Source organism: Arthrobacter sp. SPG23 (genome assembly GCF_000876655.1).
GTDB lineage: Bacteria > Actinomycetota > Actinomycetes > Actinomycetales > Micrococcaceae > Arthrobacter.
Genome location: NZ_JYCN01000031.1, coordinates 1 through 19,941, shown reverse-complemented (window position 1 = coordinate 19,941; position 19,941 = coordinate 1). Strand labels below are relative to the sequence as shown.

At 66.1% G+C, this 19,941-nt stretch carries 21 protein-coding genes and 1 rRNA gene; 14 read left to right on the top strand and 8 right to left on the bottom strand.

Annotation, left to right across the window (positions count from 1 at the left end; genetic code table 11):
* Nucleotides 1-170: 170 nt before the first annotated feature.
* A complete protein-coding gene (locus tag TV39_RS20400; RefSeq protein WP_043485435.1) occupies nt 171-893 on the top strand; it encodes a hypothetical protein in 723 nt (240 codons plus the stop codon).
* A gap of 29 nt (nt 894-922) precedes the next feature.
* On the opposite strand, the gene TV39_RS20395 is transcribed toward TV39_RS20400, so the two are convergent.
* The 3 genes from TV39_RS20395 to TV39_RS20385 all read right to left on the bottom strand — a co-directional run bounded on the left by TV39_RS20395 (nt 923) and on the right by TV39_RS20385 (nt 4,301).
* A complete protein-coding gene (locus TV39_RS20395) occupies nt 923-1,417 on the bottom strand; it encodes an FBP domain-containing protein (RefSeq protein ID WP_043485359.1) in 495 nt (164 codons plus the stop codon).
* A gap of 377 nt (nt 1,418-1,794) precedes the next feature.
* Complete coding sequence (locus TV39_RS20390; RefSeq protein WP_052500646.1) at nt 1,795-2,352, bottom strand: TetR/AcrR family transcriptional regulator; 558 nt, start codon at nt 2,350-2,352, stop codon at nt 1,795-1,797.
* Complete coding sequence (locus TV39_RS20385; RefSeq protein ID WP_043485356.1) at nt 2,349-4,301, bottom strand: MFS transporter; 1,953 nt, start codon at nt 4,299-4,301, stop codon at nt 2,349-2,351. The genes TV39_RS20390 and TV39_RS20385 overlap by 4 nt, the downstream gene beginning before the upstream one ends.
* Nucleotides 4,302-4,555: 254 nt before the next feature.
* Here TV39_RS20385 and TV39_RS20380 point away from each other — a divergent pair, with 254 nt between their 5' ends.
* The 6 genes from TV39_RS20380 to TV39_RS20355 all read left to right on the top strand — a co-directional run bounded on the left by TV39_RS20380 (nt 4,556) and on the right by TV39_RS20355 (nt 10,796).
* The gene (locus TV39_RS20380) at nt 4,556-5,686 is read left to right on the top strand and encodes an iron-siderophore ABC transporter substrate-binding protein (RefSeq protein ID WP_043485354.1); all 1,131 of its coding nucleotides are present in this window, start codon (nt 4,556-4,558) and stop codon (nt 5,684-5,686) included.
* Between the two features lie 10 nt (nt 5,687-5,696).
* On the top strand, nt 5,697-6,752 hold the full coding sequence (locus TV39_RS20375; RefSeq protein WP_043485351.1) for a FecCD family ABC transporter permease: 1,056 nt from the start codon (nt 5,697-5,699) through the stop codon (nt 6,750-6,752).
* A gap of 32 nt (nt 6,753-6,784) precedes the next feature.
* The gene (locus TV39_RS20370; protein ID WP_442853516.1) at nt 6,785-7,867 is read left to right on the top strand and encodes a FecCD family ABC transporter permease; all 1,083 of its coding nucleotides are present in this window, start codon (nt 6,785-6,787) and stop codon (nt 7,865-7,867) included.
* Nucleotide 7,868: 1 nt separating this feature from the next.
* On the top strand, nt 7,869-8,696 hold the full coding sequence (locus TV39_RS20365) for an ABC transporter ATP-binding protein (RefSeq protein WP_043485344.1): 828 nt from the start codon (nt 7,869-7,871) through the stop codon (nt 8,694-8,696).
* Nucleotides 8,693-9,733, top strand: coding sequence for a siderophore-interacting protein (locus TV39_RS20360; RefSeq protein WP_043485341.1), 1,041 nt, complete (start codon nt 8,693-8,695; stop codon nt 9,731-9,733). Before TV39_RS20365 ends, TV39_RS20360 begins: the two co-directional genes overlap by 4 nt.
* 211 nt (nt 9,734-9,944) lie before the next feature.
* Nucleotides 9,945-10,796, top strand: coding sequence for an SGNH/GDSL hydrolase family protein (locus TV39_RS20355; protein WP_043485339.1), 852 nt, complete (start codon nt 9,945-9,947; stop codon nt 10,794-10,796).
* Here TV39_RS20355 and TV39_RS20350 read toward each other — a convergent pair.
* Entirely contained in the window at nt 10,793-11,080 is a 288-nt protein-coding gene (locus tag TV39_RS20350; RefSeq protein ID WP_043485337.1) for a YciI family protein, read from the bottom strand. The genes TV39_RS20355 and TV39_RS20350 overlap by 4 nt on opposite strands.
* Nucleotides 11,081-11,102: 22 nt before the next feature.
* The gene (locus tag TV39_RS20345) at nt 11,103-11,735 is read right to left on the bottom strand and encodes an NADPH-dependent F420 reductase (RefSeq protein ID WP_043485335.1); all 633 of its coding nucleotides are present in this window, start codon (nt 11,733-11,735) and stop codon (nt 11,103-11,105) included.
* Between the two features lie 79 nt (nt 11,736-11,814).
* Here TV39_RS20345 and TV39_RS20340 point away from each other — a divergent pair, with 79 nt between their 5' ends.
* The 3 genes from TV39_RS20340 to TV39_RS20330 are packed head-to-tail and all read left to right on the top strand — an operon-like array spanning nt 11,815 to nt 14,971.
* Nucleotides 11,815-12,294 (top strand): MarR family winged helix-turn-helix transcriptional regulator, encoded by a 480-nt coding sequence (locus tag TV39_RS20340; RefSeq protein ID WP_043485332.1) that lies wholly within the window; start codon nt 11,815-11,817, stop codon nt 12,292-12,294.
* A gap of 57 nt (nt 12,295-12,351) precedes the next feature.
* Complete coding sequence (glsA, locus tag TV39_RS20335) at nt 12,352-14,166, top strand: glutaminase A (protein WP_043485329.1); 1,815 nt, start codon at nt 12,352-12,354, stop codon at nt 14,164-14,166.
* Between the two features lie 43 nt (nt 14,167-14,209).
* Entirely contained in the window at nt 14,210-14,971 is a 762-nt protein-coding gene (locus TV39_RS20330) for an SGNH/GDSL hydrolase family protein (RefSeq protein ID WP_043485326.1), read from the top strand.
* A 43-nt stretch (nt 14,972-15,014) separates the two neighbouring features.
* Here TV39_RS20330 and TV39_RS20325 read toward each other — a convergent pair whose 3' ends face one another.
* From TV39_RS20325 to TV39_RS20315, 3 genes are read right to left on the bottom strand one after another with little or no spacing between them, the layout of a single operon-like run.
* Nucleotides 15,015-15,809 (bottom strand): FAD:protein FMN transferase, encoded by a 795-nt coding sequence (locus TV39_RS20325; RefSeq protein ID WP_043485324.1) that lies wholly within the window; start codon nt 15,807-15,809, stop codon nt 15,015-15,017.
* 46 nt (nt 15,810-15,855) lie between these two features.
* Nucleotides 15,856-16,407: an FMN-binding protein gene (locus TV39_RS20320; RefSeq protein ID WP_043485321.1), complete on the bottom strand. Its 552-nt coding sequence runs from the start codon at nt 16,405-16,407 to the stop codon at nt 15,856-15,858.
* Nucleotides 16,404-17,849, bottom strand: a complete 1,446-nt coding sequence (locus tag TV39_RS20315) for a ferredoxin reductase family protein (protein ID WP_043485318.1) — start codon at nt 17,847-17,849, stop codon at nt 16,404-16,406. The genes TV39_RS20320 and TV39_RS20315 overlap by 4 nt, the downstream gene beginning before the upstream one ends.
* A 479-nt stretch (nt 17,850-18,328) precedes the next feature.
* Here TV39_RS20315 and rpmB point away from each other — a divergent pair, with 479 nt between their 5' ends.
* From rpmB to TV39_RS20295, 4 genes are all read left to right on the top strand, one after another.
* Nucleotides 18,329-18,565, top strand: a complete 237-nt coding sequence (gene rpmB / locus TV39_RS20310; RefSeq protein ID WP_011693744.1) for a 50S ribosomal protein L28 — start codon at nt 18,329-18,331, stop codon at nt 18,563-18,565.
* Nucleotides 18,565-18,732, top strand: coding sequence for a 50S ribosomal protein L33 (gene rpmG / locus TV39_RS20305; protein WP_011693743.1), 168 nt, complete (start codon nt 18,565-18,567; stop codon nt 18,730-18,732). The genes rpmB and rpmG overlap by 1 nt, the downstream gene beginning before the upstream one ends.
* A gap of 5 nt (nt 18,733-18,737) precedes the next feature.
* The gene (gene rpsN, locus TV39_RS20300; RefSeq protein ID WP_043485315.1) at nt 18,738-19,043 is read left to right on the top strand and encodes a 30S ribosomal protein S14; all 306 of its coding nucleotides are present in this window, start codon (nt 18,738-18,740) and stop codon (nt 19,041-19,043) included.
* Nucleotides 19,044-19,731: 688 nt separating this feature from the next.
* Nucleotides 19,732-19,941: ribosomal RNA gene (locus TV39_RS20295) — 16S ribosomal RNA — on the top strand; the annotation flags it as partial.

The following is a 19,941-nucleotide window of genomic DNA, read 5'->3' as shown; positions in this document are numbered from 1 at the left end:
AATCGATGGATTTATCGCGGGTGATATGGAAGGGCGCTGCCCCTGCGTGCGATTCTGTTGAGCACAACACATCGCCACATGCTCCATCAGGGTTACCGCGAGCCACTGCCCTCACGGCGTGCCGGAAGCCAGCCCACCGAGCTGACGGCCTCCTCGTGAAAGGCACCATCATGCTTTCTGCACGTCGCGTCCCCTTCATTGCCGCCCTTGCAACCGCCGCCGCCCTCACCCTGGCCGGCTGCGGTGCAGGCACCCCCGCGGCCTCCTCCGGCGGCCCGTCTCCGTCGAGTGTCGGAACGCCGTCGGGGTCGGCGGGCGCGGCATCAGCCACCGCCACGGCTGCCCCGACGACGGACGGCGGCCGCCCGTCGTCGTCCGCTCCCGGCCCTGCCGACGTCGCGACGTATACGTTCCCGGACGGGCGCCTGTCGTTTAAGTACCCGGCCGACTGGAGGGTGGAGCTGTTCACCGGGGCGGGGGAGCCTTCGCTGTCGCGCACGGCGACCGTCTTCGACGCGAGCGGCACGGAGCAGGTCACGGTGTATTCCGGCCAGATGGCCGATGCTGTGAGCCACCCGGTAAACCGAACCGTCTTCGAGTCTGAACCCGTCCCGGGCCTCAGCCAGCAGCCTGCTCCCGCCGCCCACTACTCCTTCTACGTGGACCGGATGGATGGCAACCCGGCGTACCGCATGCACCTGACGGCCGGGACGCCCGCGAGCGGGGAGGACTCCCGGGTTGACGGGATCATCCGCATCGGGGACGAGGTCCTGGTGGCCGATGTCCGGTTCATCGAGAAGCCGTTCGCCGGCGATGAGGCGGCCAAGTCCTGGCTGGCAGGGGCCGAGGGGCAGGCACTCAAAGCGCTGTTGTTGAGCATTTCGTACAGCTGACTTGTCGCGCCTGCCCCGTCGCGCCCGGTTTAGCGTTCTTGGACCCGGTTGAGGAACAGTTCCGTCCGCGCCACCAGTCCGTCGATTTGCCGAAGAGCGACGGCGGCAGGGTCCGGATTGATCTCATTGGCCGGCGGTTCCACGCGCACGTTCCCGCTGCACAGGAAGTCGGCGCAGATCAGCGTCCCTATGGTGTTGCCGTTTCGGCCTGACTGGCCGGCACGTTTGGCAACCCACAACAGTACGTCGTCCTTTGAGAACACATCGCGGCACAGTTCGCACAGAACGGACCGGCTCTTCTTGGCTCCGCCCTCGGGTGCGCGGAGCATGATGCCCGTCAACCCCCTTGGAACCGGGACCACGAGGTAGCCGCGGAGCGGCATCTTGGCGTCCCGCCACCCCAAGAAGTCCAGGCTGTCCCAGTCCAGGGTGTCGAACTCCCGGGGCAGGGTGAGCTTGGCCGTCTCTGAGCGGCTGGCGTTGATGAAGGATGAACGGATCTGCTGGGCGGTGATTTTTTGCATGACAATGAGCTTTCGACAACGTAGGGCCCCGCAAGGGGATTGGCGGTCTCTTGTCAGCTGAATCCGGGCACACCGGAGGCTCAGGGAAGGAAAGTACCTGCCGGACGGCTAGAGGCGGGTCCGGTGCGGGAATGCTGACGTCGCTATGGCCGCAAAGCAGGCCATTCCGGCCGCCCCGCTTCCCGCGGCTGCGATGACCTCGACGGTCTTCGGCATGCTCATTCCCCTCGTTCCGCGGGCGGCCCGATCCAAGCCGCCCGATTGCCGGACGCTAGCGCCCGCTCCGCCATCCTCCCAAATTCGAAAGGCGTCGGCAATGCAGGCCCCGGCGGGAGGTAACGAGCGTTGGGGGAAAGGGGGCCAAAAGGGAGAGAACGTTACGGGCGGGCGGCGCCGCAGGCGTCGACCTGGGCCTGGACGATCGACCCGTAGTGGGCCACCAGGTCGTCGAAGTCCCAGCCGTCGAACATCCCGAGCGTCCTTACCGCCTCGCCGAAACCGGTCATGAGCGCGACGACGGTGGAGGCGTAACGCCGGTCCGGCGTCGTATCTTTCAGAATCCCGGCCATCGCGGCGAGGTACCGTTCGCGCGTTTCCGCGCGGGCGGCGTCGGGCGTCGGGGAGTCCTGGATGGTGAAGGGGAGCATGGCCCACGGCTCCTTTAGTCCGCGCTCCCGGCGCATCAGCACGCGGAACACCAGCGCCGCACCCAGCTCGGCGGCCGGGACGTCGAGCTCGGACAGCAGCGACTCATCCGGCTTGGCAGCTGCAAACAGTTTTTCCTTGGAGCCGTAAAGCTTCATCACCAGGGCTGCGGAAACGCTGGCGTCGGAGGCGATGTCGCGGACCGTCACGCCCCGGTAGCCGCGCTCACCGAACAGCCTGCCGGCCGAATCCAGGACGGCGTCGCGGCTGGACACCCCGGCCGCGCTCATGCGTCCACCAGTTGCCCGGCGGGAGTGTCCATCGACAGGTCTGCGGTCACCGAGCGGTTGTCCACGGCCAGCTTCCGGGCCATGGCCTGGTGGGTCGCCGGGTGCAGCAGCGTGACGATGTAGCGTCCGGCCAGCGGCAGCGGCAGCGAATACCGGCCCTCGACATCGGTACGGACTGTTGCCACGTGTTCGCCGGAGGCCTGCAGCAGGGTCACCACCGCGTCCGGGAGGGGTTTGCCTCCCACGGTGGCGGTTCCGGCCAGTTCCAGGCGGTCTTCCAGATGGAAGTTCTGCTGAAGCGTGCGGCCGTCGAAGTCGAACACCTCGGCCATTGGTGCCCAGCCTGCAGCGTTGGCCACCATGAGGTAGGTGCCCGCTCCGGGCAGCGCCACGGAGTAGTTGCCGTCACTGTCCACCCGGCTCCAGTCCACCGGTTCGCCGCTGGTCTGCAGGACGGTGACGACGGCGGGGGTGACCGGGCGGCGGTCGGCTGTCAGGACGCGTCCCTGCACCACCAGCTCGGTGGCGGCCGGTGCCGGCAGCCCTGCCTTGGCGGCGGCCGCTGCCCGCGGGATAAACACTGCAGCCACCATGGAGGCCGCGGACGCCAGTGCTGCCATCCAAAAGACGTCCTTGAATGCTTCGAAGGACGGCAGCCGGGCGGATCCCACGGTGATGGTCACGGAAGTGAGGACGGCGGCGACGGCCGCACTCGACGTCGAGGTTCCAATGGACCGCACCAGGCTGTTGAGGCCGTTGGCCGAGGCTGTTTCGGTGATGGGCACGGCGCCCATGATCAGGGTGGGCATCGCTGCGTAGGCGATTGCCGTCCCGACGCTGACCACGGTGGAGCCGATGATCACCGAGGCAATGGAATCCCAGAAGAAGACCCGGCCAACATAGCCCACCACCATGACTGCCGCGCCCGCGATCAGCGCCGACTTCCCGCCGAACCGCCGGATGATGCCGCCGGAAACGGGGGCGAAGACCACCATGGCCAGGCCGGACGGAACCATGCAGAGGCCGGCGGTGATCACGCTGAGCTGGAAACCGTAGCCGGTGGAGGTGGGCAGCTGAAGCTGCTGGGTAGTCAGGAGCATGTTGGCGAACATGGCGAAGCCCACCAGCAGGGAGGCCAGGTTGGTCAGGAGGACGGGGCGCCGTCCTGAGGTGCGGAGGTCCACCATCGGCTGGCTGACCTTCAGCTCGTAGGGCAGCCACGCGGCCAGGAGGATGGCGGCGGCAAGGAACAGAAGCAGTACCGGCTCGGAACCCCAGCCCCACGAGCCGCCCTTGGAGATGGCCAGGAGCAGCGCCGCCAGCGCCCCGGAAAGAATCACTGCGCCGAGGTAGTCGAACCGGCCCGGCGTGCGCACCTTGGATTCGGGGACCACCAGGACGACGGCGGCGAGCAGCAGTGTGCCGGCGCCACCGGAAACCCAGAAGATGGATTCCCAGCCCATGCTTTCGTAGAGGACGCCGGCCAGCGGGAGACCCAGCGCGCTGCCGATGCCCAGCGTGGCGCTCATCAGGGCGACGGCGGACCCCATCTTTTCCTTCGGCAGTTCATCGCGCATGATGCTGATACCCACGGGAATCAACGCCGAGGAAAACCCCTGCAGGGCCCGGCCGACGATGAGCCAGAGGAAGCTTCCCCCCACGGCGGCCACGATGGAGCCGGCAACCATGATGGCGAGGCAGATCACCATCATTTTCCGTTTGCCGTACATGTCCGCGCTGCGGGACACGATCGGGGTGGCCACGGCGCTGGAGAGCAGCGTGGCGGTGACCAGCCAGGAGGCGTCGTCCGCCGTGACCCCCAGGATTCCGGGAAAGTCCGGAAGGAGCGGCACCACCAGGGTCTGCATCAGCGCCACCACAGTGCCGCTCAGTGCGAGGACTGCCGTGATGGCGCCGGGGGACATGGATCTACTACGGGATTGGGGCATCAGGGCGGAACCTTCTGGGCGTGAGGCGGCCACAAAGGGGTGAACGCGCGTTTACTCGTCTTCAAGTGAACCATTGTTCACCCCGCGCCATCAAGAAATTAGAGGGTGTGAAGCCTCACTTTCAGGCCGGCGCCCGGGGCACTGCGTCCGGGACTTGGTGGCGATCGAGACAATTACGTTACGCAAACCTTCCGTAATTCACGGAAGGATAGGCTAGCCTTACTTGGGTTCGCATCATTGACCTAAGGAGTTCCGTGACTTCCCCCCTCTTCTCCGGCCCGGGCGCCGGCCGCAGCATGTTTGCAGGCCCGTCCCGCCGCGTGCTGCTCAAAACCGCCGGCAAGGCAACCGCCGTCCTGGCAGCTGCGGCACTCTCGCTCACTGCCTGCTCCACCGGTCCGGCGGCGTCCGGCACCGGCACTGCAGCGGCCAGCCAGTCCGCCGGCTCGCAGTTCCCCGTCACCATCAAGCACGTCTTCGGCGAGACCACCATCGAGTCCCAGCCGCAGCGGGTTGTCACGGTTTCCTGGGTCAACGACGACGTCGCACTCGCCCTGGGCGTCGTTCCAGTGGGCGTCCCCAAGAACGAATGGGGCGGCAACGACAAGGGCTCCACGCCGTGGAAGGATGCCAAGCTGGAAGAGCTGGGCGCAGGCTTCGGCACCGAGAAGGCGCCGGTCCAGTTCTCCGAGGCGGACGGTATCAACTTCACCGAGATCGCCAAGCTCAACCCGGACGTCATTTTGGGCGCCTACTCCGGCCTGACGGAAGAGGACTACAAGAAGCTCAGCGAGATCGCCCCGGTCGTGGCCCACCCCGAGATCGCCTACGGCACCTCCTGGCAGGATTCCACCACCATCATCGGCAAGGCCCTGGGCAAGGAATCCGAGGCCGCCAAGCTCGTCTCGGACACCGAAGCCACCATCGAGGACAAGGTCGCCAAGTACCCACAGCTCGCTGACAAGAGCTTTATCTACGGCAACCTGGAGCCCGCCAAGAGCGAGGGCGTCAACGTCTACACCGCGAACGACAACCGTCCGCGCTTCCTCTCGGAGATCGGCATGAAGCTGGCCCCCGTTGTGGAGGAGAACTCGAAGGGCTCGAAGGAGTTCTTCATTCCCTGGTCCGCTGAAAAGGCCAACGAGCTCGAATCGGACATCTTCGTGACCTGGGTTCCGGACTCCGCCACCACCGATTCCATCAAGTCCGACCCCCTGCTGGGCCAGATCCCGGCCATCAAGAACGGCGCGCTGGTTGCCGACTCGGACAACACGCTCACGCTGTCCATCTCGGCGTCGTCGCCCCTGAGCCTGCCGTGGTCGCTGGACACGTTCCTGCCGCAACTGGTGAGCGCAGCGGATAAAGTCGCGGACGCAGTGAAGTAGGCACCTCACCATGACACCCAGTACGACGACGGCGCGTCCGGCCGATGCGTTGAGTTCACCTTCCGGCCGCCCCGCAGGTAGGCAAGCCGCCTGGCTGCTGGCCGCCGTCGTCGTACTTGTCCTTGTTTCTGCCGTGTCGCTTGCCGTCGGCGCCCGCGGGCTTCCCCTCGACACCGTGTGGCAGGCGCTGACCCGGTTCGATCCTGCCAACGGCGACCACGCCGTGGTCCACGCGCGTATTCCCCGCACGGCCCTGGGCCTCCTCGCCGGCGGAGCCCTCGGCCTGGCCGGCGCCGCCATGCAGGGCGTGGCCCGCAACCCGCTGGCCGACCCCGGCATCATGGGGGTCAATGCCGGAGCCGCGCTGGCTGTGGTCACCGGCATCTACGTTTTCGGGATCTCGTCCCTGACCGGCTACATCTGGTTCGCGTTCCTCGGCGCTGCGGCGTCTGCCGCCGTCGTCTATCTGGTCGCCTCGCTGGGCAGGGACGGTGCGACGCCGGTGAAACTCGCCCTCGCGGGCGCTGCCCTGAGCGCCGGGCTGTACTCGCTGATGAACGTCATCCTGGTCTCGAGCCAAGACACCCTGGACCGGTTCCGGTTCTGGCAGGTGGGCGGGATCGCCGGGCGCGACTGGTCCGTGGTGCTGCCCGGCGTGCCGTTCCTCCTTCTTGGCGCTGGGATTGTGCTGGCTACCGGCCGGATCCTCAACAGCCTGGCTCTGGGGGACGACATCGCCCGCGGCCTCGGTCAGCGGGTGGGCCTGGTCCGCGGCGTCACCGCCCTGGGCATCGTGCTGCTGTGCGGGTCCGCCACCGCCCTGGCCGGGCCCATCGGCTTTGTGGGACTCGTCATTCCGCACGCCGTACGCTTCCTCACCGGGCCCGACTACCGCTGGATCCTGCCCTTTTCCCTCGTCCTGGCCCCGGTGCTCCTGCTGTCCGCGGACATCCTGGGCCGCGTGGTGCTCCTGCCCGGCGAAGTCCCGGCGGGAATCATGACGGCCCTCGTGGGCGCGCCCGTCTTCGTGTGGCTGGTCCGCCGCGGGAAGGGGGCCGGACTGTGAGCAAGGCAGACCTCGCGCACGTTGGGCGTGAACTGGGAGACAACGCGCCTGGCGCTGGTACGTGGCACCCCGCCGCGCTGAACCGCACCGCCGTGAACCGGACCGCCGTGCTGGCGTTCGCCGTCGTGGTCTTGTTCGCCGTCAGTGTGCTGCTGGGAAGCTACACCGTGACCATCCCCGACTTCGTCAAAATCCTGCTCGCCCACCTCACGGGCGGCCAGAAGATCCCCGGCGCAAGCTTCATCGTGATGGAAAACAAGCTTCCCCGCGCGGTAATCGGCACCATGATCGGGGCCGGGTTCGGCCTGGCCGGCGCCCTCTTCCAGACCATGCTCCGCAATCCGCTGGCCAGTCCGGACGTCATCGGCATCAGCTACGGGGCCAGCGCCGCAGCCGTCACGGCCATCGTTGTTTTCGGCGCGTCCGGGGCCGTTGTCTCCGGCGCCGCCCTCGCCGGCGCGCTGGGTGTGGCCGCGCTCATCTATGCCATCTCCCGCGGCGGCTCACTGGGTTCCGGCGGCGGAAACCGTGGCAACGCCGCAGGCAGCCGGCTGATCCTGGCGGGCGTGGGCATCGCCGCCGCGCTCCACGCCGTGGTCAGCTTCCTCATGACGCGGGCGGACATCCGCACCGCCGCCGACGCCCTGGTGTGGCTTAACGGCTCCCTCAATTCCGCCAGCTGGGACCGCGCCGGAGTCCTTGCCCTTGCGCTGCTTGTCCTCATCCCGGCCGCAGCCGCACTCTCCGGCCCCTTGCGCATCCTCGAACTCGGCGACGACGCCGCTGCCGGGCTCGGAATCAGGGTCGGCTTCACGCGGCTGGCCGTAGTGGTGGTCGCCGTGGCACTCGCGGCAGTGGCGACGGCGGCAGCCGGCCCGGTGGCGTTCGTCGCCTTCCTGGCCGGTCCCATCGCCCGCCGCTTCACCGCAAAAGCCAGCCTCCCGGCGTCGGCCTTCGTCGGGGCGCTGATCGTACTGGCGGCGGACTACTTCGCCGCGAACATCGCGCCCCTGCTGCTGGATGGCACTGTCCTTCCGGTCGGCGTGGTCACCGGCGCGCTGGGCGCCCCGTTCCTGCTGTGGCTGCTGGTCACTTCCAACCGAAAGGATGCCTGAGATGGCTGTTCTGCGCGCCACGGACCTCACCCTCAAATATGCCCAGCGGACGGTGGTTGACGGGCTGTACGCGGATATCCCGGAGGGCAAGGTGACCATGATCGTGGGCGCCAACGCCTGCGGCAAGTCCACCCTCCTCCGCGGACTGTCCCGGCTGCTTAAGCCCGCGGCCGGCATCGTGACGCTGGACGGCAAGGACATCCACACCCGCTCCGCCCGCGATGTGGCCCGCACCCTGGGTCTGCTGCCCCAGCACCCCACCGCGCCGGACGGCATCACGGTCCGCGACCTGGTGGGACGCGGGCGGTACCCGCACCAGGGCTTCTTCCGCAGCTGGTCAACAGGCGACCTGTCGCACCATGACCGCGCGGTGCAGCGCGCGCTCGACGCCACCGAAACGCTGGACCTCGCCGGGCGCAACGTGGACGCACTGTCCGGCGGCCAGCGCCAGCGCGTCTGGATCGCGATGGCACTGGCCCAGGAGACCGACGTGCTGCTCCTGGACGAACCCACCACCTACCTGGACCTGGCCCACCAGGTGGAAGTGCTGGACCTGATCACGGACCTGAACCGCAAGCGCGGCACCACCGTGGCCATCGTCCTGCATGACCTGAACCTCGCGGCGCGGTACGCGGACCACGTGATTGCCATGAAGGATGGCCGGATCGTGGCGGAGGGCGCCTCCACCGACGTGGTGACCGAAGACCTGGTCCGGGACGTCTTCGGCCTGGACTCCCGGGTGCTTCCCGACCCCGTGTCCGGCACACCGCTGATCATTCCGCTCGGCCGGCACCACACCACTGCAACTGAACTGGAGTTCGTTTCATGAAGACCCGCGGGATCGCCACCACCGAACCCATGACCCTCGCATTCGACGTGACCGTCACCGCCGTGCAGGAACTCAGCCCCAACTTCCGCCGCATCACCTTCGGCGGGTACTCGCTGCGTGACTTCGGCGTCCACGGCGGAACCCTGGACCTTCGGGTGAAGCTGATGATCCCGTCCCTTGCCGAGGACGGCACCCGGCTGCCGCTGCCCGTGTTCCGGATGGAGCAGAGCGGCTGGTACCGGGAATGGCTGGCGATGGATCCGGCCACCCGTGGCTCCATGCGCACCTACACCGTCCGGCAGGAACGGCTCGACGCCGTCTACCCCGAGATCGACGTGGACTTCGTGATGCACTTCGACTCCAACGGCCACGGCGGGCCGGCCGCACACTGGGCCCTGAACGCCAAACCCGGGGACGCGCTCACCCTTATCGGCCCCAACAACCGCGCAGCGCACTGCGTCACGGCCGAAACCTACTCCGGCATCGAATGGCGTCCCGGACTGGCCCAGCGCGTGCTGCTTGCCGGCGATGAAACCGCTGTTCCCGCCATCAGCGCCATCCTGGAAAGCCTCCCGGCCTACATGAGCGGGCACGCCTTCCTCGAGGTCCCCGAAGCCGGCGACTTCCAGGACCTGACCTCGGACGCCGACGTCGAAATCACCTGGCTGGCGCGTGGCGCGTCGATCGGGCGATCACGCCCGCACGGTGAACTCCTGCAGCAAGCAGTCCGGGCCGCCGTTCCCGAACCGGGCTGGGTGGGCATCAAAGCCGCCTCCGGCGGGGCCGGTCCGGAACCGGAGGACGTGGATGTGGACCAGGAGATCCTCTGGGAGACGCCCGCGCGGATGGAAACCTCGGCCATCGCGGCCGCGAAGAACCCCGGAATGCCCGCCGGCGCCATGCCGTTCTACGCGTGGATTGCCGGCGAAGCGGGGGTCATCAAGGAGATGCGGCGCTACCTGGTGCGCGACGTCGGGATCGACCGCAAACAGGTGGCCTTCATGGGCTACTGGCGCCAGGGGAAAGCGGAGCTTTAGGCCTAGATGCGGCCGCGCTTAGTCCGCCTCCACCGCTGACCTTGCCGTCGCTTAGACACCTCCCGACGCTGCGCTCGGCCGCGGACGGCCTTGCTCCGCTCTGGTCGGCGATGCGCTCCTAAGCAAGCCAGCGGTTGCGGCTCGCGGGTCAGTCATCTCAGATTCAACCCGTCTTTCCCTACTGGTTTTGTTAAGGGGTTAGGGTGCCGGGATGGGTTCATTTCCTTTGCTTCCGGACCGGGACGGGCGACGGCGGTTTGTTGCCTTGGGGGATTCGTTCACCGAGGGCGTGGGGGACCGGAGCAAGCGGCTACCCAACGGGGTCCGCGGCTGGGCGGACCGGGTGGCTGAGAAGCTGGCGAAGGCCGAACCGGGGTGGGAGTACGCAAACCTGGCCATCCGCAGCAAGAGGCTTCGCCACATCATCGACGAACAGCTGGAGCCGGCGCTCGCGATGGAGCCGACGCTGGTCACCCTGTATGCCGGCGGCAACGACATCCTCGACTTCGGCACCGACGTGGATGCGCTCATGGCCGAGTACGAGGCGCTCGTGGCCCGGCTTGCCGCCACGGGTGCCACGGTGGTGCTGTTCACCGGATTCGACGTCAAGGTCTCCGCAGTCCTGGAGCCCTTGAAGAAACGCAACACCGCCTACAACCGCCGGGTCCGCGAAATCGCAGCCAAATACAACGCGGTCCTGGTGGATTACTGGTGCTTCGAAGCGTTCCATGACCGGCGGATGTGGGATTCGGACCGGTTACATATGTCCAAGGCCGGCCACAAATACCTCGCCGCCCAGGTATTGGACCATTTGGGTGTGCCGCACAAGATTAGCCCGCTGGAGTGGGAGCCGCCGGACAAATTGAGCCTGCGCGAGTGGGAACAGCGGCAGCGGCGCTGGGTGCACGACTGGGTGTTGCCGCTCTTTGGCCGCAAGCTGCGCGGCGTCACCCTGGGGGACAGGCTCAGCCCGCGCTGGCCGGAACCGGTGAGGGTCCCGCGGAAGGGCGGACTGAAGAAACTCCTCAAGACGGCGCCGGACGGGCCGCCCCGGGAGAACTAGCTGTCCAGCAGGTTTTCGTAACCGGGGGCCACCCTGCCGGCATGGAATTCCTCGACGTCGAACTCCGCCACCCCGTTGGTGTAGAACGGGTCCCTGACTAGCGCCGCGTCTAGGCTGGCCCGGTCCGCATTGGACAGCAGCAGCGCGCCGGTGCGGGGGATCTTCCGGCCGGCCACAATGAAAATGCCTTGGTCGAACGCGTCCTGCAGCCAGTCAACGTGTGCTTTGAGATGGAAATCGACGATCTCTTCGGGAACCTTGTAGGTCAGGGAGACAACGTACATGCGGTCAGCCTACCGGTTCCTGCTACGGAAGCAGCTTGAGTGCGCTATTCCAGTTGTAGTCAGGGTGGGCGTCACCCGCCTGCAGCCCAATGACCAGTAGCTGGAAGGCCTCCAGTTCCCGCGCCCGGCGCAGCGGCCCCACGTCGATGGCGCGCAGGCCGGAATCATTGATGAAGCCGGCGACGGCGGCTTTGGCGTCGGCGGAATCCCCGGCCAGCAGGACATCGAGGGTCTGCCCGCCCACCTCTCCGTCCGCCAGCGTGGAGGCAAAGACCGTGTTGAAGCCCTTGACCACGTTGGCGCCCGGAACCAGCGCCTGAATCTCCTCGGCTGCGGAGCTCCCGGCGGGCACAGTGAGGGAATCGAGGGTTTCGTTGTTGACGGGGTTGGAGACGTCCACGATCGTCTTGCCGTTGAGTGCCTCGCCATACCGGGCGGCGATTTCCTTGGACACCTCAAAATGGGTGGCAAGGACAACGATGTTTCCCTCAATTTCCTGTCCGGTTGTCCCGGGGGTCGCGTTTGTTTCGGCAGCCAGCGCGGAAGCAGCCACGGCGTCCCGGCTGAGGATCTGGATGCTCCGTCCGGCACTGGCGGCGCGGGCAGCAATTCCCGCTGCCATGTTGCCGGTGCCGATGATCGTGATGTCAGTCATGGCGCTCCTGTGACCGGGACAGTTGATCAGGACAGCCGGGGCTTGAACTGTCAATCATTTTTTCTCCTAGGATGTATCCATGACCGAACCGCGCTGGCTCAACACCGATGAACGCCGTGCATGGCTTGCCCAGCTGAGCATCAACACCTTGCTGCCCGCGGCGCTGGACACGAAGCTGCACGCGGCGGGCAAGCTTTCGCTCTTCGACTACAACGTACTCGCCATGCTCTCCGAAGCGGAAGGCCGTTTCCTCCCCATGAGCGAACTCGCGGCCCGGACCAGTGCCTCGCTGTCGCGTTTGTCGCATGTGGTCACCAAGCTGCAGAAGAGGGGGTGGGTGGAACGCCGTCCGCATCCGCGCGACGCGCGCGTGACCACCGCCCACCTGACGGATGCCGGCATGGCCACCATTGTGGAGTTGGCGCCGGGCCACGTGGAAGCGGTCCGGACGCTGTTCCTTGATGCCCTGTCCGAGCGCGACGTCGCTGACCTCGCCCGCATTGGCGAGAAGATCGTGGGCCGCCTGGACGCCGATCACTGGATCCTGCGCGAGTCCTGACCAGCGACTCCCGGCCAGCGACGCGTAGGGGTGCGCCACGCCCGTAGTGTTGGCTCCATGGAATCGCCCATCCAGAGCTACCTGCGCCAGATCCACGCCGAGATCGCCCTGCTGAAGGACGGCAAGCCGTACAGCACCATTCCGGCCATGGCCAACGTGGACCCGGACAGCTTCGGCATTGTGCTGGCCACAGTGGACGGCCAGGTGTATGAGGTGGGGGACTCACGTGCGGAATTCACCATCCAGTCCATCTCGAAGCCGTTCACCTACGGGCTTGCCCTGGAGGATCTCGGCAGCGAGGCCGTGGATGCCAAGGTGGATGTTGAACCCTCCGGCGACTCCTTCAACGAAATTTCGCTGGCCGAGGGGACGGGCCGCCCGGCGAACGCCATGATTAACGCGGGTGCACTCACCGCTACGTCGCTGATCAGGGGGTCCGGCGGCCAGTCGAGCTTCAAACGGATCCTCAGCACGTACTCGGCATTCGCAGGCCGTCAGCTTTCGGTCAACGAAAAGGTCTACGAATCCGAGCTGAAGCACGGCCACCGCAACACGGCGCTGGCCCATCTGCTCCGGTCCTTCGACATCATCGAGGATGATCCCACGCCTGTCCTGGAGGACTATTTCCGGCAGTGCTCGGTCATGGTGAACAGCTTCGACCTCGCCATCATGGCTGCCACGCTCGCGAACGGCGGAAAGAATCCGCTCACCCACCGGCAGGTACTGGACATCGGCCCGGTGGAGCGGGTGTTGTCGGTGATGATGACGTCCGGCATGTACGACGATGCCGGCGCCTGGATCAGCAGCGTGGGCATGCCCGGAAAAAGCGGTGTTGCCGGCGGGATTATCGCCGTCCTGCCCGGCCAGGTGGGGCTGGCGGTCTACTCGCCGCCGCTCGACGAACACGGCAGCAGCGTGCGGGGTTTGGCCACGGCCCAGAGGCTCTCACGGGACATGGAGTTGCATTTCGTCCGGGCTGCGCGCACCGGGCGTTCGGCCATACTTGCCGCGTACGACGTCACCGAAACGCCCTCGGGCATCCGGCGCAACGCCGAAGCGGCGGACATCCTCCGCGCCCACGGGCACCGCGCGCGCGTGATCGAACTCAACGGTGACCTCCTCTTCGCCGGGACCGAATCCATGGTGCGCGAGCTCAGCAGCCTGGACGACGACGTCGAGCTGGTGGTCCTGGACTTGCGCCGGACCGACCAGGTCAGCGAGGTCGCCTTGCGCCTGCTGGAAAAGTCCCGGGAGGGGCTGTCCCACGCGGGCCGCGAGCTGGTGCTGATTGAGGCGGACGGCGCGGTGGCGGAGTCCCTTGGCGAACGGGACGGGGCGGTACCCTCGTTTTCGACCCGGAGTGCCGCCGTCGAATTCTGTGAAAACCGGCTGCTGGCCAAGTACGGGGACCGGCTGCTGCTCCGGGACCACGTTCCGGTCACGAACTCGCCTTCGCTGGCGCCGCTCGAGGAGGCGGACGCGCTGGCCCTGCAGGGCCTGATGACAGCGAAGAAGTTCGACGACGGCGACGTCATCCGACGCATCGGGCTGCGGTTCGGCGGGGTCTACTTCATTACCTCCGGCAAGGTCAGCAGTACGTCGGCCGGGCCCGGCCCGGACCGGGTCAAGCTCAACACCCTCAGCGCCGGCATGACCTTCGGCGAGCTGGCGCTGGGCAGCGGCAACCGGCAGGAAACGACGGTCAGGGCGGACGGGCCCGTGGAGGTGATGGTGCTCAGCGCCGAGGCGATCTCCGACCTGGAGTCCACCGATCCGAGGCTTGCCATCGCCCTGTGGAAAGCCCTGACCCGGGATGCTTACACGCGGGTGGAACAGTACCTGCGCGAATCAGCCGTCCGGATCCGCGAGTAGCCGCCGCTTTGTTGCTCGCGGCAACGGGTGGCAGACTGTCGCTATGGACTTTGCCGCCCGCTATGTTGCCTTGGGAGATTCGTTCACGGAAGGCGTCGGCGACGACGATCCGGCCCGCCCGAACGGCGTGCGGGGCTGGGCGGACCGGGTGGCTGAGCAGCTCTGCGCAGCGGACCCGTCCTTTGGGTACGCGAACCTCGCCATCCGTGGCCGGAAGCTCCGGCAGATCATGGCTGAGCAGGTGGACGCCGCCGTCGAACTTAAACCCACGCTGGTGACCATTTACGCGGGGGCCAACGATATCCTCCGGCCCAAGATCGATATCGACGACCTTTTGGCGGAGTACGACGCCGGCATCCGCAAGCTGAGTGCCACCGGCGCCACCGTGGTGATGTTTACGGGCTTCGACGCCCGCGGTTCCAAGGTTTTCGGCACGATGCGCGGCCGCACCGCCATTTACAACGAGCTGGTGCGCGGCATTGCGGGCGACCACGGCGCCCTGCTGGTGGATTACTGGCGTTTCAGCGAGTACTACGACTGGGGCATGTGGGCCAAGGACCGGATGCACATGTCCTCCGCCGGGCACGCGAACATGGCCAAGAGGGTGCTGACTGTCCTCGAACACGATCACTCCATTGATGTACCGCCCATGACACCTGTGCCTGAGCTGAGCAGGGCTGACGCCATCAGGGCAAACGCGCGCTGGGTGCGGGAGTTCGCGGGACCCTGGGTGGTCCGCCGGGTCACGGGGAAGTCCTCGGGCGACGGCCTCCAGCCCCGGTACAGCCAGCTCACCCGGCTCTGACCCACCGCACGCCGGCACTGTGAGCCGATGCCGACGTCGGAAGTCATCGCCGGAAGCCCGGCGTCGCGAGCAGTTCGCCGCCGGCGCGCACGGCCAGTACCTCTATATCCCACCCGTCGGTGGCGCGGTCGAGCATCGGCAGCCCGCCGGCTACGATCGCCGTCGCCAGCACGTCAGCCGTCACGATGTCCGCCGCCGCAACGGAAACCTGGCGGAAGACCGGAGCAGCCGATCCGGGACGGGCGCCGCTGCCTGCACCGGCGGCCCAGATGTGGTCTCCCCGTTCCGCGGACCCGGACGTTGCCAGGGCCAGTTTCGCGCCGGAACGGCCGCCCAGCGGGTAGCCGGCAATCAAGGTTCGGCGGTCCTCCGGATCAACAATCCCGGCCCGCCACGGCTCGCGTCCCGCGGATTCCGGGCTTCCCGGCACGGGTGATCCGCTGACCAGCACGGGTGATCCGCTGACCAGCACGTCGCCGCCGGCGTTCAGGCACCAGTCGCGAAGGCCCAGCGCCAGCAGGGACGTACCCGCCTCCTGGATCGCATACCCCTTGACGATCCCGGACAGGTCAAGGACGCCGTCGGGCCGCTCAGGGGTGAAAGCCCCCTCGGTCAGCAGCCGCCAGCCGACGGCGTCGGCGTACAGGCGGCGCATGTCCTCGGACGCCTCCGGGAGCGCGATTTCGGCGCGCGCCAGCCGGCTGGCCTCCGAGTCCGGCCGGTAGAGGCTGAACGTTTCGTCGAGCCCCGCGAAAAGCTGTTCGACGACGGCGGTTGCCGCTGCCAGCTTGTCTGCCCCTAATGCTGCGGGCAGGGTCAGGCTCACCACCGTACCCATGCAGCTGAAGGTCCTGGCCCGGAGGGCTGGCGGCGCCGGGGGATAGTCAGAGGTTCGCTGCATCGATGGCCGCCTGGAGTGAGCTCAGGTAGGCGTCGCTGGTTATGGTGGCGCCTCCGATGGTCTGGACGTCGGCTGACTGTGCAGCGAGGACTTCGGCTTTAAGGAGGGGCGCCGCCCGGTTGCTGATCATGATGGACTTGCGGTCGTCGTCTGTCAGGTGAAGTGCCGTGACGTCGGTGATGGAACCGGCATTGACCGTGATCTGGACCTGGACGGCACCGAAGCGGGTCTGCACCACGCTGCCGGCGTAGGTTCCGCCGGCCTTGGCAGCGGCACCGGTTGTGGGTTCCGCGGCCGCGCCCGAATCTGTCGCGGTGGTGCCTGAAGTGGAGCTCGTGCCGGTGGTGCCTGAGCTTGAACCGGTGGAACCGGTGGTGCCTGAGCTGGAACCTGTGGCACCGGTGGTCCCGCTGGTTCCTGCCGGCGTGCTGGCCGCGGCGCCCCGTGTGTCTTCCACGTGGATGCCCGATTGCCACCCCGCAAGAAGGATGCCCGCGGAGGCAAGTGTTGCTGATATTGCTGAGCGTATTCTCACCAGTCGAACCTTTCGTAGTGGAGTTGGTCTTCTTTGACGCCCGCGGCGCGGGCATCGGCAAGGACATTCCGTGCCCACGCCGCCGGTCCGCAGACATAGACATCCGCGGTTGCGACGTCGGGGGCATAGTCCGCCAGCCGGTAGCCCGCTTTAGTGGTGCTGTCCGGGAGCCAGCTGCCCGGGTGCCGGCCCGAGCGGCCACCTGTCAGGTGGAATACGGTCGCCCCCCGGTTTCCGGCAAGTTCCAGGATTTCGTCGCCCAGGTAGAGTTCCTGCTCACTGCGGCCCCTGAGGATGACGGTCGCCTGCCCTGGAGCGAAGGGCGTCGATTCAAGGAGGGCCCGGAGAGGCGTGATGCCGATCCCGGCACCGATCATCACCACCTTGTCCCGGCTCCGGGCGGCGGTGCTGAAGATTCCGTAGGGTCCCTCCACCGCCACCTTGGTTCCGGGTTTCACTGCGGCAAGCTGCGCCGAACCCCGCCCAAGGTTCCGGACCGTGATCCGCAGCAGGCCGCGTCCGGACGCATCGAACTGCAGCGGCTCGGCGGAGAGGCTGAACGGGTGGGGGTGCCACCACAGGCCCGGAGCCAGGAACCGCCAGATGAAGAACCTGCCTCCGGTTCCGGCCAGCTCGTTCAGGTGCAGACCATGCATCTCGATGCTGACCACGCCGGGTGCCACCTGCACCACCCGGCTTACCGTGAGCTGATGCCGGAACGTGGCAACGACGGGTTCCAGGACGCGGTAATGAAGGAGTGCGGCGCCCGTGGCGATACACACGGCCAGCCAGTACCAGCGCTGCCAGGTACCTTCGGCGAATAGCCCGCCCACACTGAACTGGTGGGGGATTGAGGTAGCGACGGCGGCATAGGTCAGCAAGTGCACCGCGTACCAGAACTCGTAGGGAAAGCGCCTGCGGACGGCAACCAGGGAGGTGACCACGACGGCGATGAACAGCGCCATGGAAATATAGGCCAGCCACATATCCGGGACCATCACCCAGAGGGAAACTGCTTCACTGACGGGATCCAGCCCCTCGGCCATTCCGTAGCCGATGGCGACCAGGATTCCATGCGCCAGCAGGAGGTAGAGCGACGGTTTGCCGAGCTTCCGGTGGAATTCCAGGGCACGGTCGTGCCCGACGGTCTGATCGATGAGTGGAATCCGTGCCGCCAGCAGCAACATCAGGAGGACCAAGTCCATGCCGGCGAGTCCGGCCACAATGCCCAACGCGGTGAAGGCTCCGGCGGGTGTAGAGAATCCGGTAGCTCCGCCGTCGGCCAGCCATAACGCCACTGCGGCGGCAACGGAGGCCCAGGCTGACGTTGTCAGCAGGTCGGCGCGGAAAAGGCGCCGGCGGTGCTGGGCCGTAAAAGTGCCCGGCCCCTTGCGGGTGCCCCGGGAACTGGCGGCCATGGCCGGCAGGAGTTGTGTGTTCATGCTTCAAGACTGCGGCCGGATCCTTTCATTCTGCTGTGAAAAGTCTTCGGCGCCGATGTGACTTGGGAACGGTGAGCGTGCCGGTCTTATACACCCCCGAGCGGCAACGACGGCTACCCGATTGGCCTTTAATTAGTCAAGCTCGTAGACTTGGTAGGCGCTAGGTGGCGCGGAGCGTGTGCAATTGCTCCGGTTGGCGGGATCTGTCCTCAACATCGACAGTCCTCAAGGCCGGTAGTTAGGGGCTCAAGTTGCGTGCACTCCTGTATTCGCCCAGCATCCCGGTACTTCGCAGTGGATTCCTCTGCCCGGTACTCGTGGCCAATCATGTTCGCCCGTAGTACGGAAGACAGCCGGCTTTCGCCGACTGTCCACGCCTGCGGACTGCCGAATGTGTGAAAGCTGGATGCGGACGCCGCCTGTCGCACGGGACGCGGAACGCTGCGGACCGTTTCATTTATTTCATGAGGAGAGTCGTCATGGCAGCACACTGCCAGGTGACCGGAGCCGAGCCGGGCTTTGGACACAGCATTTCGCACTCGCACCGCCGCAACAAGCGCCGGTTCGACCCGAACATCCAGAAGAAGCGCTACTGGGTTCCGTCCCTGCGCCGTAATGTCACCCTGCAGGTCTCTGCACGTGGCATCAAGACCATCGACGTGCGTGGCATCGACGTTGTCGTAGCCGCCATCCTGGCACGAGGAGTGAAGCTCTAGTGGCTAAGGACAAGGACGTACGTCCGATCATCAAGCTCAAGTCGACCGCTGGCACGGGTTACACCTACGTCACGCGCAAGAACCGTCGTAACGACCCGGACCGCATGGTTCTGAAGAAGTACGACCCCCGCATCCGTAAGCACGTCGAATTCCGAGAGGAGCGCTAAGCACTATGGCTAAGAAGTCAATGATCGCTAAGAACGAACAGCGTAAAGTCATCGTCGAGCGCTATGCTGCAAAGCGCCTCGAACTGAAGAAGGCCCTGGTTGACCCCAACTCAACCGACGAAGCACGCGAAGCTGCACGCCTCGGCCTGCAGAAGCTGCCCCGCAACGCCTCCCCGGTACGTCTGCGTAACCGCGACATCATCGATGGCCGTCCCCGCGGTACCTTCCAGAAGTTCGGTATCTCCCGTGTTCGCTTCCGCGACATGGCTCACCGCGGTGAGCTTCCGGGCATCACCAAGTCTTCCTGGTAATTCAGTACAGCTGTTAGCTCAGAGCTGCTGATTCCAGTGGTCTAAGAAGGGCCGGCAACCTCACGGTTGCCGACCCTTCTTGCGTTAAACCGTTCGGGTTCCAGTCGGGCTTGCCCGACTAGTCGGCTGCGGTGATGCAGCACACAGAATCCGCGCACGACGCCGGTGCCCCGGAACGTGCCGGCAGTGCCCGTTTTGGCCCGGATTGACGGGGGTTAGACCTCCAAGCGGGGAGGGTTTGCGGTGAGGGCGAAGTAGGTGTATTGTTTTCTAAGTCGCCGAGAGGGGGCCGGCGAGAAGCTGGTTACCGAAGGCGGCCAAAACCCCTTCTAAACAGCCTGAAAAACGGTTCGCCACTTGGCGTGCTGTGTGAAGGCGGGGATGGCCTCGATGACCGGCAGATCACGGAAACGCTGATTTGCTTTGAGTCTTGAGTTCAGGTAAGTTTGGGAAGTTGCTCCGGAGCGATCCACGGCTGAGATGTTGTGGTGGTGCCGGGTGTGTCTGTTGTTTGAGAACTCAATAGTGTGCCAAGTTTGTTGATACCAATTTATTTTATGGATTGGTTGAATTGACTGGATCCGCCACCCCGTGGTGTGGTCTGGTTTTTACAGCTGGTTTCAAATTTTGTGCATTGTGTGTTTCCCGTTTTCCCGGGGGCGCATGGTGTGTCTGTTTTTGTTTTACTTCAACGGAGAGTTTGATCCTGGCTCAGGATGAACGCTGGCGGCGTGCTTAACACATGCAAGTCGAACGATGATCCCAGCTTGCTGGGGGATTAGTGGCGAACGGGTGAGTAACACGTGAGTAACCTGCCCTTAACTCTGGGATAAGCCTGGGAAACTGGGTCTAATACCGGATATGACTCCTCATCGCATGGTGGGGGGTGGAAAGCTTT

What these genes read in the sequence shown, in the direction of transcription:
- TV39_RS20340 (WP_043485332.1), top strand. Translation starts at nt 11,815, where the DNA reads ATGACCGAACCGCGCTGGCTCAACACCGATGAACGCCGTGCATGGCTT.
- TV39_RS20360 (WP_043485341.1), top strand. Translation starts at nt 8,693, where the DNA reads ATGAAGACCCGCGGGATCGCCACCACCGAACCCATGACCCTCGCATTC.
- TV39_RS20325 (WP_043485324.1), bottom strand. Translation starts at nt 15,809, where the DNA reads ATGGGTACGGTGGTGAGCCTGACCCTGCCCGCAGCATTAGGGGCAGAC.
- rpsN (WP_043485315.1), top strand. Translation starts at nt 18,738, where the DNA reads ATGGCTAAGAAGTCAATGATCGCTAAGAACGAACAGCGTAAAGTCATC.
- TV39_RS20345 (WP_043485335.1), bottom strand. Translation starts at nt 11,735, where the DNA reads ATGACTGACATCACGATCATCGGCACCGGCAACATGGCAGCGGGAATT.
- rpmB (WP_011693744.1), top strand. Translation starts at nt 18,329, where the DNA reads ATGGCAGCACACTGCCAGGTGACCGGAGCCGAGCCGGGCTTTGGACAC.
- TV39_RS20315 (WP_043485318.1), bottom strand. Translation starts at nt 17,849, where the DNA reads ATGAACACACAACTCCTGCCGGCCATGGCCGCCAGTTCCCGGGGCACC.
- TV39_RS20400 (WP_043485435.1), top strand. Translation starts at nt 171, where the DNA reads ATGCTTTCTGCACGTCGCGTCCCCTTCATTGCCGCCCTTGCAACCGCC.
- TV39_RS20330 (WP_043485326.1), top strand. Translation starts at nt 14,210, where the DNA reads ATGGACTTTGCCGCCCGCTATGTTGCCTTGGGAGATTCGTTCACGGAA.
- glsA (WP_043485329.1), top strand. Translation starts at nt 12,352, where the DNA reads ATGGAATCGCCCATCCAGAGCTACCTGCGCCAGATCCACGCCGAGATC.
- TV39_RS20385 (WP_043485356.1), bottom strand. Translation starts at nt 4,301, where the DNA reads ATGCCCCAATCCCGTAGTAGATCCATGTCCCCCGGCGCCATCACGGCA.
- TV39_RS20365 (WP_043485344.1), top strand. Translation starts at nt 7,869, where the DNA reads ATGGCTGTTCTGCGCGCCACGGACCTCACCCTCAAATATGCCCAGCGG.
- TV39_RS20350 (WP_043485337.1), bottom strand. Translation starts at nt 11,080, where the DNA reads ATGTACGTTGTCTCCCTGACCTACAAGGTTCCCGAAGAGATCGTCGAT.
- TV39_RS20390 (WP_052500646.1), bottom strand. Translation starts at nt 2,352, where the DNA reads ATGAGCGCGGCCGGGGTGTCCAGCCGCGACGCCGTCCTGGATTCGGCC.
- TV39_RS20355 (WP_043485339.1), top strand. Translation starts at nt 9,945, where the DNA reads ATGGGTTCATTTCCTTTGCTTCCGGACCGGGACGGGCGACGGCGGTTT.
- TV39_RS20395 (WP_043485359.1), bottom strand. Translation starts at nt 1,417, where the DNA reads ATGCAAAAAATCACCGCCCAGCAGATCCGTTCATCCTTCATCAACGCC.
- TV39_RS20375 (WP_043485351.1), top strand. Translation starts at nt 5,697, where the DNA reads ATGACACCCAGTACGACGACGGCGCGTCCGGCCGATGCGTTGAGTTCA.